A 13,320-nucleotide genomic window follows, 5' to 3' on the forward strand; every position below is an offset into this window, starting at 1 on the left:
AGAAGTGATTTGAGGCGCCAATCGTTACATAACCTTTTTTATTTTTTTCGGCACTTCTTTCGTTTGCAAATTAACATCTTCTTTTCGTAGCTCTTTAAAGAGTGAAGTAACCATAAGAACGACTACAATAGAAAATGGTAGCGCAGCAATTATAGCTGCGATTTGTAGTGCATTTAATCCTCCAGCTTGTAATAAAATAGCGGCAATTATCGCGATTGTTAATCCCCATATAAGTTTTAAACTATTTTTCGGTGATAAACTTCCGTTACTCGTTTGCATGGAAACAACAAATGTTGCTGAATCGGCAGAAGTAACGAAAAATGTGGCTACTAAAATTAACCCGATAATCGTTAAAAATGTAGAGAATGGTAGGTGTGAAATAACAGCAAATAATCCAATCTCTGTACCATTTTTTGCAATTTCATCAGCTATTCCAAGCGATTGGAACATTTCCATATGGATTGCGGTACCACCAAATACTGCAAACCAAAATGTACAGATAAGAGTCGGGACTAATACAACTCCAAAAATAAATTCTTTTATTGTGCGCCCTTTAGAAATACGAGCGATGAATGTACCGACGAATGGAGACCAAGAAATCCACCATCCCCAATAGAAAATAGTCCAGTTTTCAATCCAAGAAGAAGATTTTTCATTAAATGCTCCTAAATTTAATCCCATACTAGGCAAAGCTCCAATATAAGAACCGAGTGTAGATGTGAAATATTTCATAATAAATACGGTTGGCCCTAAAAATAAAAAGGAGACGAGTAAAATACCTGCAAGAGAGAAATTTAAGTTACTCAAATATTTAATCCCACGATCTAAGCCAGTTTGTGCACTCGTTAAATATAAAACGGCGAAGATGGCGATAAGTACGAGCTGTGTAAGTAAAGTGTTATGAATAGAAGGGAATAAATAGCTTAATCCTCCAGCAATTTGTTGAGCACCAATCCCAACAGATGGTACAATGCCAAATACTGTGGCTAAAACAGCTAAAATATCGACTGTTTTTCCGATACGAGAATTTTTCGATCGATTAAATAATGGAGTAACTGTAGCCCCGATAGTGCTACCTTTTTGTTTGCGGAATGTGAAATATGCAATTGTTAAAGCAACCATTGCGTATAGTGACCACGGAAAGAGACCCCAGTGGAAAAATGAATATTGCATAGCGAGTTTGGCACTTTCCTCTGTCCCCGCTTTTCCTGTTAATGGATCTGTAAAATGTGAAATCGGTTCAGCGATTCCATAAAAGAGGAGTCCAATCCCCATTCCTGCTCCAAACAACATGGATAGCCAAGATGGATAATTATATTTTGGCTTTTCTCCATCTTTACCAAGACGAATAGAACCGTACTTAGAAAATGCTAAATAAGCAGCCAAAATAATCATTGTAGTCATAAGTAGAGAGTAAAACCACCCAAATTTATTGAGGATAAATGAGTTTAAAGAAGATGTAACACTTTGTAAATCGTAGCCTTGTATCCAACTTGCTGGGGTAATTCCCCATATAATGAATAATGTTGTTAGCAAGAAGGAGATATAAAATACACTGTTTTCTTTTTTTATCATAGAATCCCACCCTTATTTAATAAAGTTAACAATTATAATAATCATAACAATTAAGTTTTTAATTGTCAAAAAATTCCCTTTTTATAATGTGAAAGGATGCAATTGGTTTTAGGGAGGTAAAGAGCAATGTGTTCACGATATGTACAAATTATAGGAAGAAATAATATGAAATATTGCATTTTATATTGTTACATCCAGATTTTATGTTAAATTCTTGAATGGAATATTAAAATAGGGGGCAAGGATATGAACAAGAAATCAAAGATCAATAAAGTGATGCTTAGCATTAGTACAATGGCTTTATCGTTAGGCGCACTTCAAACTCATGCAGCAGCGGAAGAAAAAGTACCGTATAACGTGTTGAAAACGAAACCGGTTGGAATTGAAAAGTCGGTAGATGAAGTTGGACATATTTCAAAAGTTGATGAAACTTTATCATTTCAAGAACGTTTAAAAGTAGGAGATTTTTCACAGCGACCAGCATCTATTACGAAGAAAACTGCAGTAAAGCAAGTTAAAGAAAGCTATTCAATGGCTGATTTAAACAAAATGAATGATCAAGAATTAGTTGAAACGTTAGGCAGTATTAAGTGGCACCAAATTACAGACTTATTCCAGTTTAATGAAGATGCAAAGGCTTTTTATAAAGATAAAGGAAAAATGCAAGTCATTATAGATGAATTAGCTCATAGAGGTAGTACATTTACGAAAGATGATTCAAAAGGAATTCAAACGTTTACTGAAGTGCTGCGTTCAGCTTTTTATCTTGCATTTTATAATAGTGAATTAAGCGACTTAAATGAAAGAAGCTTCCAGGACAAATGTTTACCTGCTTTAAAAGCAATCGCAAAAAATCCGAATTTTAAGCTTGGTACAGTTGAACAAGATACAGTCGTATCTGCATACGGTAAATTAATTAGTAATGCTTCAAGTGATGTTGAAACGGTTCAATACGCATCGAATATTTTAAAGCAATACAATGATAATTATACTACTTATGTAAATGATCGAATGAAGGGACAAGCAATATACGATATTATGCAAGGTATTGACTATGATATACATTCGTACTTAACTGTGGCTCGTAAAGAAGCGAATGAAACGATGTGGTATGGAAAAGTAGATGGGTTTATTAATGAAATAAATCGTATTGCTCTTCTAAATGAAGTAACGCCAGAAAATAAATGGCTCGTTAATAATGGCATTTATTTTGCTAGCCGTTTAGGGAAGTTTCATAGTAATCCAATTAAAGGATTAGAGGTTGTTACACAAGCAATGCATATGTACCCGCGCTTAAGTGAACCGTATTTTGTTGCGGTAGAACAAATTACAACAAATTATAATGGTAAAGATTATAGCGGGAATACAGTAGATTTAGAGAAAATACGTAAAGAAGGAAAAGAGCAATACTTACCAAAAACGTATACATTCGACGATGGATCAATTGTGTTCAAAACAGGAGATAAAGTATCAGAAGAAAAAATTAAGAGACTATATTGGGCTGCGAAGGAAGTAAAGGCACAGTATCACCGTGTAATTGGAAATGACAAAGCGTTAGAGCCAGGAAATGCGGATGATGTATTAACGATCGTAATTTATAATAGTCCAGATGAATATCAGTTAAATAGACAATTGTATGGATATGAAACAAACAACGGTGGAATTTATATTGAAGAGACAGGTACATTCTTTACATATGAGCGTACACCAGAGCAAAGTATTTATAGTTTAGAAGAGTTATTCCGTCATGAATTTACTCATTATCTGCAAGGGAGATATGAAGTTCCTGGTTTATTTGGAAGAGGAGATATGTATCAAAATGAAAGGCTAACTTGGTTCCAAGAAGGAAATGCAGAGTTTTTCGCAGGATCTACTCGTACGAATAACGTTGTACCAAGAAAGAGTATAATTAGCGGATTATCATCTGATCCTGCAAGCCGTTATACAGCAGAGCGTACACTATTTGCTAAATACGGTTCTTGGGATTTCTATAATTACTCGTTCGCATTGCAATCTTATTTATATACACATCAATTTGAAACGTTTGATAAAATTCAAGATTTAATTCGAGCGAATGACGTGAAAAATTATGATGCTTATCGTGAGAATTTAAGTAAAGACTTAAAACTAAATAAAGAGTATCAAGAGTATATGCAGCAGCTAATCGATAATCAAGATAAATATAATGTACCGGAAGTAGCAGATGATTATTTAGCTGAACATGCAACGAAGTCGTTAGCAGCGGTGAAGAAAGAAATTAGTGATACGTTGCCTATGAAAGATACAAAAATGACAAAACATAATTCTCAATTCTTTAATACATTTACATTAGAAGGTACGTATACAGGTAGTGTCACAAAAGGTGAATCAGAAGATTGGAAAGCAATGAGTAAAAGAGTAAATGAATCTTTAGAACAATTGGCGCAAAAAGAATGGAGTGGCTACAAAACTGTTACAGCATACTTCGTCAATTATCGTGTGAATAGCTCAAATGAATTTGAATATGATGTAGTTTTCCACGGTATCGCAAAAGATGACGGAGAAAATAAAGCTCCAACGGTTCATATAAATGGTCCTTATAATGGACGTGTAAAAGAAGGTATTCAATTTAAAAGTGATGGCTCAAAAGATGAAGATGGAAAAATCGTTTCTTATTTATGGGACTTTGGAGATGGAAGCACAAGTGCAGAGGCTAATCCAGTACATGCATATGAAAGAGAAGGAACTTACAAAGTTGCGTTACTAGTAAAAGATGATAAAGGGGGAGAGAGCAGAAGCGAAACAACGGTTACGATTAAAGATGGAAGTTTAACAGAATCAGAACCAAATAATCTTCCAGAAGAAGCGAATTATATTGGGCTAAACACTACTATAAAAGGTAGCCTTATCGGCGGAGATCATACTGATGTTTATACATTTAATGTAGCATCAGCGAAAGATATCGATATTTCCGTTTTAAATGAGTATGGGATCGGGATGACATGGGTGCTTCACCATGAATCAGATATGCAAAATTATGCAGCTTACGGTCAAGCTAATGGAAATCATATAGAGGCAAAAATGAATGCAAAACCAGGTAAGTATTATTTGTATGTATATAAATATGATAATGGCGATGGAACGTACAAATTATCAATAAAATAAGTGCTTTTCCAATGTATGTTTAACTTTACTTTTTGTGGAAAATAGTATATTATATAGATATATAATATATCGGTTATTTACTAGGAGGAGCCTGTCACAATAGGCTTCTCCTGTTCTTTTTTAGGGGGCCTGTCTTACAGGCTTTTCTTTAAAAAGTAAATAACTGAAAATTAAGAACAATAATCTTTGAAAGAGGTGGGGCATACACATAACAAAAAAGGGATTGTTTAAGAGAGGGGGATAAGAAATGGTTTTGTTTGGTTATCCACTTGAAACAATTTATTTATACGGATTTATTATTGCTACTATACTCACTGTGATTTATATCTTTTTTGGAGATATATTTGAATCCATATTTAGTTTTGGAGGCGGATCGGTATCCGTTGTTACTTTATTACTTAGTTTTTTCGCCATGTTATGTGGACTTAGTTATATAGGAGAATATTTATTTTCCTTTAATAGCATTCTTATTTTCGGGGCTGCATGTGCTATATCCTTTATTGGTGTATTCATAATGAAAATACTAATTTTAAAGCCGATTGCAGAAGCAGAACAAAATACTGTGCAACGTATGGATGAGTTCATAGGTTGCAAGGGGGAAGTCATTACAACAATTCCTACAGAAGGATTTGGAGAAGTACTAATCTCCTCTCAATTTGGAAGTAATGCAATTCCAGCTAAAACAATTGGGAAAAAAGATATTTCACAAGGAACTGAGGTTATTATTGAGGGAGTCCAAGATGGTGTTTTACTTGTACAAAACATCGCTTATTCTTTAAAAAAACCAAAATTATAAGGGGGAATTCACATGACGATTCCATTAATTATTGGTGGAGTGTTACTCGCAATTTTAATTCTACTCATTTTAGTATTTATTACGAAGTATCGAACAGTTGGACCAGATGAAGCGTTAATTGTTACAGGGAACTGGCTTGGTGGCGGAAAAAATGTAGTTACCACTGATGATGGAAAGAAGATTAAGATTATTCGCGGTGGCGGTACATTCGTAGTTCCAATTATGCAACGAGCAGAGCCTTTAAGCCTATTAAACTATAAGTTAGAAGTGGGTACACGTGATACGTATACGAAGCAAGGTGTTCCAGTTACAGTAAATGGTGTTTCTATTATTAAAGTAGGTTCTACGATTGAAGAAGTATCTACAGCAGCTGAGCAATATTTAGGAAAAGAAACAGAAGAGTTAAAAGTAGAAGCAAAAGAAGTTTTAGAAGGTCATTTACGTGCGATTTTATCTTCTATGACAGTAGAAGATGCGTATAGTAATAGAGAGCAATTTGCTCAAAAAGTACATGAAGTAGCTTCTACTGATTTAAAGAAAATGGGTCTTCGCATCGTTTCCTTTACAATTAAAGAAATTATGGATAAGAATGGTTACTTAGATGCACTTGGTCAGCCGCAAATTGCGACAGTGAAGCGTGATGCAACAATTGCGAACGCAGAGCGTGAAAAAGAAGCACGTATTGAAAAAGCACGTGCTGAAAAAGAGGCAAAAGAAGCAGAATATCAACGTGATGCTCAAATCGCTGAAGCTGAAAAACATAAAGAATTAAAAGTACAATCTTATAAGAGAGAGCAAGAACAAGCTCGAGCAGACGCGGATCTTTCTTACGAATTACAACAAGCGAAAGCACAACAAGGTGTTACAGAAGAGCAAATGCGCGTTAAAATCATTGAGCGTGAAAAGCAAATCGAGTTAGAAGAAAAAGAGATTGCGCGTCGTGAAAAGCAATACGATGCAGAAGTTAAGAAAAAAGCAGATGCAGATCGCTATGCTGTTGAGCAATCAGCGGAAGCAGAAAAAGTGAAACAAATTAAAAAGGCAGATGCGGATCAATATAAGATTGAAGCTGAAGCGAGAGCTCGTGCAGAAGAAGTACGTGTAGAAGGTTTAGCGAAGGCGGAAATTGAAAAAGCGCAAGGTCAAGCAAAAGCAGAAGTACAAAAAGCACAAGGTACGGCGGAAGCAGATGTTATTAGATTAAAAGGTTTAGCAGAAGCAGAAGCGAAACAAAAAATTGCAGAGGCATTCGAGTTATATGGCCAAGCGGCAATTATGGATATGGTTCTTAAAATGCTTCCAAGTTATGCGAAAGAAATTGCAAGCCCACTTAGCAATATTGATAAAATTACAGTTGTCGATACAGGTGGCGGTGGTAAAAATAGCGGCGCCGGAAAAGTTGCAGGTTATGCGACTGATTTAATGGCAACGATGCAAGAAACGTTAAAAGCTTCTTCTGGAATTGACTTAAAAGAGCTATTAGAAGGATTTGCAGGAAAAGGAGCGGTACAAAAATTATCAAGTGATAAACCTGTTGTATCTGCAGTAGAAGATGAGAAAAAAGAAGTAGAAAAAGATAAAGAATAGTAAGGTGGAAAGAACCTCTAGTAAGTGAAATACTAGAGGTTCTTCTGTGAATTATAATATTTCGAATAATATACATTTTTATACATTGTTTTAATTATTTAATTTATATAGAATGAAAAATATATGTATCAATTCTTTATGATGTAGAAAAAGATAGAGAGTCTCATCGATACATTTAAATCGTATTATTTTTATAGAAAGATTAAATGTTAATTAATTACATTTAAAACGGTATGGAGGGGTAGAAGTATGTTTCAAGGGAAATTAAGGAGTAGTAGTTTAAAAACAAAGTTACTTGTATCATTTATTATTATTTTAATTCTTCCAAGTATTGTAATTGGTTGGACGTCTTATCAACAGGCGAAGACGAATTTTAATGAAACGATTTTAAACTCGGCGAAAGATAATATAAAAATTTTGGATAATGTAATTAATAAAGAATTGGATAGTAAAAAAGTAGATGCAACTTATTTTACGAAATTATTCACACAATCAAGTTACCAAGCAGATCAAATTCAAAACATACAAAATAAACTAGAAGAATACAATAAACTGCATCCAGAAATGGAAGCAATCTATACAGGATCTAGTAATGGACAGTTCATTCAATCACCAGCTATTCAGATGCCAGATGGATATAATCCTACAGAAAGAGATTGGTATAAAGAGGCCGTGAAGAAAAGTGGAGAGGTAATTGTAACTGCTCCATATAAGTCCAAAACGACAGGGAATATTGTTATTACACTAGCAAAACAAAACGAGGATAAAAGTGGAGTTCTTGGGATTGACTTAATCATTAATAATATTGTTACTACTTCCAAGATGGTTAATATCGGTAAGGAAGGATATGTAGCGATATTTGATCAAGATAAAAATGTAGTAGCGCACCCGAAAATGAAGCCAGGAGAGAAATTAGAAGAGAAACTTAGTAAAGAATTGTATAAACAGGAAGCTGGAGATTTTTATTATTCATTAGATGGTGAAGATCGCAATATCACTTTTAAAACGAATAAGAAAACTGGATGGAAAATAGCAGGAATTATGCCTTCAAAAGAAATTATCGAAGCAGCTAACCCTATTTTCTATAAAACAATAACTGTTATTGGTATTTCATTAGTAATTGGTGGGATTTTAATTTGCTTCATAATTGCTTCTATTATTAGTCCGTTAAAACAACTTGTTATATCATCGAAAAAGATTAGTGAAGGCGATTTAACAGAGTCAATTACAGTTCATTCTAAAGATGAAATTGGGCAGCTAGGAGAAAGTTTTAACGAGATGGCTGCATCGTTACAAAGTGTCATTTCCAATATAAACACTTCAGCAAGTCATGTAGCGGCATCTTCAGAAGAATTAACAGCTAGTATGAAGCAGACAAGCGAAGCAACGGAACAAATTACACAGGCGATAGAGCAAGTATCAAGTGGTGCAGAAATACAAACGAAAGAAGTTGAAGAAGGAGCAACATTGTTAGAAGAAGTTACAGAAGGAATTCAGCGTGTTGCAGATAGTTCTTCATTAGTATCTACAGCCTCTATGTATACGAAGAAAAAAGCTGAAAATGGTGGGAAGTTAGTTGAACAAACTGTGAATCAAATGCAATTAATTCATGAGTCTGTTTCGCAGTCAGACAAAATCATTGGTTTGTTAGACGATAAGTCGAAACAAATTGGAGCAATCCTTGAAGTGATTCAACATATTGCTGAACAGACAAATTTATTAGCGTTAAATGCGGCAATTGAGGCTGCGAGAGCTGGAGAGCAAGGAAGAGGATTTGCAATTGTAGCAGATGAAGTGCGAAAGCTAGCAGAACAATCAGGACAGTCTTCTACGGAAATTGGGAAACTAGTGAAAGAGATTCAATTTGATATAAAAGAAACAGTAAGCTCTATGAATCAAGTTGGAGTAGAAGTACAATCAGGACTTGTAGTTGCAAATGAAACGAAGCAAAGCTTTGCTGAAATATTGAAATCTACGGATGATACAGTTGTACAAATTGATAACATGGTAGATGTAGCAAAACAAATGACGGTAGATGCAAAACAAGTAAGTGCATCTATTAATGAAATTGCAGCTACAATTGAAGAAAATGCAGCAAGCGTTCAAAATATTGCTGGTTCCTCTGAGGAACAATTAGCTTCAGTAGATGAAATAAATGCAGCAGCAGTCCATTTATCACAAATGGCAGAAGAATTACAAGAGATGATTAGTAAGTTTAAAGTGTAATAACGAATGTTAAGAAACGAGGTAGTAATTTTACTTCGTTTCTTTTTTTATGAAGAGAAAAAGAAAGAAATATAGAGTAACCGTGTTATGATTAAGTATAATTAAAGAGACTGTATATTCTTTAAATTCTATCTTTAATCATGTTAGGGGAATGGTTTTGAAATTAAAAAAATTAAAACTCCAACCGAGAATTACATTAACTATTAGTACACTTATTTTAGTTGTACTTATGCTAACGAGTTATTTATTTTATTACATATTATCTGAAACGGTAGAAGAGCAAATTGGCAAAAGGGCTTTGCATGTTGCGAAAACAGTTGCTGCTATACCTGAAATAAAGGAAGCTTTTCAAAAAGAAAACCCAGCTTCTATTATTCAGCCGATTGCAGAAAGAATTCGAATGGATACAGAGGCTGACTTCATTGTAGTTGGAAATAAAGAGGGGATTCGATATGCACATCCTGAGCGAGATAAAATAGGAGAAGCGATGATTGGTGGAGATAACAAAGGCGTTTTATTAGAAGGAAAATCATATGTTTCGAAAGCAACTGGATCATTAGGCCCTTCATTACGTGGAAAAGTTCCAATCCGTAATCAGGAAAATGAAATCATTGGTGTGGTGTCTGTTGGATTTTCAATGGATGATATTCATGGAGCGGTAGAGGTGTATGGAAAGCGTGTATTTTGGATTACAATAATAGGGCTATTAATTGGAGTAATCGGCTCTATATATTTAGCGGCAAGTATAAAAAGAATGATGTTCGGTATGGAACCAGAAGAAATTTCATCTTTATATGAAGAGCATAGTACAGTGATTCAATCTGTACGTGAAGGGATTATTGTAATCGATAAAAATGGCATGATTAGTTTAGTCAATCAAGCAGCTTATGATATTCTTTCGCTAGATAAACAACAAAATATTATTGGGGAATTTATTTTAAATGTAATTCCTAATTCAACGATACTAGATGTACTTCAAACTGGTGAAGAACAGTTTGATCGCCAATTAAATATAAAAGGACAGGCTGTTATTGCGAACCGTCTACCTATTAAAGTAAAGAATAAAGTAACTGGCGTTGTATCGAGCTTACGTTTGAAATCTGAAATGGATCAGTTAACAGCAGAATTATCTCAGACGAAGCAATATACAGAGGCATTACGAGCGCAAGCGCACGAATATAACAATTTATTGTATACGCTTTCAGGTCTTATCCAATTAGAATCATACGAAGATGCTTTAGAGCTTATTCATAAGGAAACAGCGGTATATCAAGATTTTGTTCAATTTATTATGAAGCGGATTCAAAATCCATGGCTAGGTGGAATTTTAATTGGATTTTATAATAGAGCACGAGAGTTGAAGATTGATTTTATGCTAGATAGAGAAAGTGGTTTAGACAAATTAAGTCCACATATTGAGAGTAATTATGTCGTTTCTATTTTAGGAAATTTAATTACGAATGCATTTGAAGCAATTGAAAAAAATGAAGAGAATGATAAGAGAGTAAGGATGTTTGTAACTGATATTGGAGAAGAAATATTAATTGAAGTGGAAGATTCAGGGCAAGGGATTCATGATGAAATAATTACTAGCATATTCTATAAAGGCTTTTCGACGAAAGAAGGAGGAGAGCGAGGATATGGATTAGCAAAAGTGAAAGAGTTAGTAGAAGATTTAAATGGAAGTATTGCAATCGAAAAAGGGGATTTAGGTGGTGCGTTATTTATTATTGCACTACCGAAAGAGAGAGGCGAATAGTAATGGGTGAGGAGATTGAAGTATTAATTGTAGAAGATGATATTCGGATTGCTGACATTCATCGTCGTTTTACTGAAAAAATTGAGGGATTTAAAGTAATTGGAACGGCAACGACTGGAGAACAAGCGAAAGAATGGCTAGAGCTTGTGAAGCCACAGCTTGTGTTATTAGATGTGTACTTACCTGATATGCAAGGAACGGAACTTGTCACATATATTAGGCATCATTTGCACGATACAGATATTATTATGATTACAGCGGCATCGGAAACAGATGTAGTGAGGCACGCCCTGCGGGGCGGAGTAACAGATTATATTGTAAAGCCACTAATGTTTGATCGATTTAAGGCGAGTTTGGAAAGTTATCAAAAAAAGATTGTGCAGCTGAAGAAAAATAATCAATTATCTACAGAACAAATAGAACATTTATGGTCTCAAAGAGGCGTAAAGGGAAATGAAATGGAATATGCCCCGAAAGGGATAGACCCCTTAACTTTAGCAAAAATAAAAAAACATATGTTAACAGTTAATGAAGAAGGGATTACAGCAGAGGTACTAAGTTCAATGGTAGGCGTAAGTCGATCAACTGCAAGGCGCTATTTAGAGTATTTAATATCTGGGAAGAAAGTCCACGCAGAGCTAATATATGGGAGTGTGGGGAGACCGGAGAGACGGTATTTTCTTGTTTCTTCATAATAAAAAACAGTAGAGGATTTATTTCTTCTACTGTTTTTTGCGTCTTATATTGGAATAATCCCAATTACAATGCCAGTAATCAACATCACCATTGTCGTTCCAACTGCCCACAATAAAGTAAAACGTTGATGTTCACCAAAATCAACTTTTGCCATCCCAACTAATAAATAAGTGGATGCAACAAGAGGACTTAATAAGTGAACGGGTTGCCCAAGTAAGGAAGCACGTCCCATTTCAGCTGCACTAATTCCGTAAGTAGCAGCAGCCTTAGTTAAAATAGGTAATACCCCAAAGTAAAATGCATCATTGGACATGAAAAATGTGAATGGCATACTAAGAAGAGCTGTAATAATTGGCAATTGTGGTCCAAGTGCATCTGGTATAAGAGTTACTACACTGTTAGCCATGGCATCTACCATTTTTGTTCCAGATAAAATACCAGTGAAAATACCGGCAGCAAATACGAGAGAAACAACTGCTAATACATTCCCTGCATGAGAAGCAATACGTTCTTTCTGTTGCTCTAAGTTTGGATAGTTAATCATAACAGCGATAGCAAAAGCGACTGTAAATAAAACAGGTAACGGCATAACTTCTAGTATGAGACAGACAAGTAATGTAGCGGTTAATAAAAAGTTAATCCATAGAAGTTTAGGACGTTTATGCACTGCGGCTTCGACAGTTGCAGCTTGCTCATCCATTGTTTGCATTTGTTTTAAATACTGTACATCCATAATTCCTAAACGTTTTCTTTCTTTTTTTCCAAGATAGTAAGCAACGAAAACAACCCAAATTGCACCAGCAATCATTCCTGGAATAAGAGGTGTAAATAATTCGGAAGCCTCAAGTCCAAGTGCGCTCATAACACGAGCTGTGGGTCCACCCCAAGGTGTAAGATTTGTTACCCCCGCCCCTAACATAACAACTCCAGCTAATATGAGGGGGTTCATTCCAAGGCGCTTATATAGTGGATACATTGCGGAAACTGTAATCATGTATGTTGTTGTACCGTCACCATCTAGAGAAACGATAATAGTCAATATAGCCGTTCCGATAACGATTTTTAAAGGATCTCCTTTTACAAATTTTAAAATCTTACTAATGACAGGATCGAATAAACCGCTATCAATCATAATCCCAAAATATAAAATAGCGAACATAAGCATAATACCAGTAGGTGCTAATTTTTGAATTCCCTCTAACATCATAGGCCCCATATTGGCATAGAATCCGCCAATTAATGCAAAAACACTCGGAATTAATATTAATGCTACTAGCGCTGACATACGTTTCGTCATAATTAAAAACATAAAGACAAATACCATCGCAAATCCAAGTAGTGCTAACATGTGATTTCCCCCTCAAAAGAATGATTGCGCTTTCAAAATAGAATAAAAATTCAGAAAAAGGTTTTTTATTTATAATAAAAGCATCTATTCAAATGGTAAATAATTTGAAAAATAACATCATTAGAAGCATAATTTTTATTTTGTTCATTTTGTTCACGGTAGTTAATTTGAATTTTTAAAAAGTAAGCT

8 protein-coding genes and 1 pseudogene are annotated in these 13,320 nt (G+C 34.7%); 7 read left to right on the top strand and 2 right to left on the bottom strand.

Features of this window, described 5'->3' with window-relative positions; translation table 11 throughout:
- Positions 1–24: 24 nt before the first annotated feature.
- Complete coding sequence (gene opuD / locus NST27_RS02800; RefSeq protein ID WP_000591575.1) at positions 25–1,575, bottom strand: glycine betaine transporter OpuD; 1,551 nt, start codon at positions 1,573–1,575, stop codon at positions 25–27.
- 246 nt (positions 1,576–1,821) lie between these two features.
- Between opuD and colA the strand changes: the two genes are divergently transcribed.
- The 7 genes and pseudogenes from colA (at position 1,822) to NST27_RS02830 (ending at position 11,782) form a co-directional block, all read left to right on the top strand.
- Positions 1,822–4,719, top strand: a complete 2,898-nt coding sequence (gene colA / locus NST27_RS02805) for a collagenase ColA (RefSeq protein WP_047385577.1) — start codon at positions 1,822–1,824, stop codon at positions 4,717–4,719.
- 247 nt (positions 4,720–4,966) lie between these two features.
- On the top strand, positions 4,967–5,515 hold the full coding sequence (locus NST27_RS02810; protein WP_000242438.1) for an NfeD family protein: 549 nt from the start codon (positions 4,967–4,969) through the stop codon (positions 5,513–5,515).
- A gap of 12 nt (positions 5,516–5,527) precedes the next feature.
- Positions 5,528–7,102, top strand: a complete 1,575-nt coding sequence (locus NST27_RS02815; RefSeq protein ID WP_000155004.1) for a flotillin family protein — start codon at positions 5,528–5,530, stop codon at positions 7,100–7,102.
- A gap of 249 nt (positions 7,103–7,351) precedes the next feature.
- A pseudogene (locus NST27_RS29485) lies at positions 7,352–8,386 on the top strand (HAMP domain-containing protein); the annotation flags it as partial.
- A gap of 81 nt (positions 8,387–8,467) precedes the next feature.
- On the top strand, positions 8,468–9,328 hold the full coding sequence (locus NST27_RS29490) for a methyl-accepting chemotaxis protein (protein WP_370941341.1): 861 nt from the start codon (positions 8,468–8,470) through the stop codon (positions 9,326–9,328).
- Positions 9,329–9,479: 151 nt separating this feature from the next.
- Entirely contained in the window at positions 9,480–11,087 is a 1,608-nt protein-coding gene (locus NST27_RS02825) for an ATP-binding protein (RefSeq protein ID WP_002060713.1), read from the top strand.
- A 2-nt stretch (positions 11,088–11,089) separates the two neighbouring features.
- The gene (locus NST27_RS02830) at positions 11,090–11,782 is read left to right on the top strand and encodes a response regulator (protein ID WP_000503463.1); all 693 of its coding nucleotides are present in this window, start codon (positions 11,090–11,092) and stop codon (positions 11,780–11,782) included.
- A gap of 44 nt (positions 11,783–11,826) precedes the next feature.
- On the opposite strand, the gene NST27_RS02835 is transcribed toward NST27_RS02830, so the two are convergent.
- The gene (locus NST27_RS02835) at positions 11,827–13,131 is read right to left on the bottom strand and encodes a CitMHS family transporter (protein ID WP_000880467.1); all 1,305 of its coding nucleotides are present in this window, start codon (positions 13,129–13,131) and stop codon (positions 11,827–11,829) included.
- Between the last annotated feature and the right edge of the window lie 189 nt (positions 13,132–13,320).

It is taken from the genome of Bacillus sp. FSL W8-0770, from assembly GCF_038008705.1.
Classification (GTDB): domain Bacteria; phylum Bacillota; class Bacilli; order Bacillales; family Bacillaceae_G; genus Bacillus_A; species Bacillus_A cereus.

Bases quoted from the DNA above. Each gene is read 5' to 3' on its own strand.
- opuD (WP_000591575.1), bottom strand. From the start codon at position 1,575: ATGATAAAAAAAGAAAACAGTGTATTTTATATCTCCTTCTTGCTAACA.
- NST27_RS29490 (WP_370941341.1), top strand. From the start codon at position 8,468: ATGAAGCAGACAAGCGAAGCAACGGAACAAATTACACAGGCGATAGAG.
- NST27_RS02825 (WP_002060713.1), top strand. From the start codon at position 9,480: ATGGTTTTGAAATTAAAAAAATTAAAACTCCAACCGAGAATTACATTA.
- NST27_RS02815 (WP_000155004.1), top strand. From the start codon at position 5,528: ATGACGATTCCATTAATTATTGGTGGAGTGTTACTCGCAATTTTAATT.
- NST27_RS02810 (WP_000242438.1), top strand. From the start codon at position 4,967: ATGGTTTTGTTTGGTTATCCACTTGAAACAATTTATTTATACGGATTT.
- colA (WP_047385577.1), top strand. From the start codon at position 1,822: ATGAACAAGAAATCAAAGATCAATAAAGTGATGCTTAGCATTAGTACA.
- NST27_RS02830 (WP_000503463.1), top strand. From the start codon at position 11,090: ATGGGTGAGGAGATTGAAGTATTAATTGTAGAAGATGATATTCGGATT.
- NST27_RS02835 (WP_000880467.1), bottom strand. From the start codon at position 13,131: ATGTTAGCACTACTTGGATTTGCGATGGTATTTGTCTTTATGTTTTTA.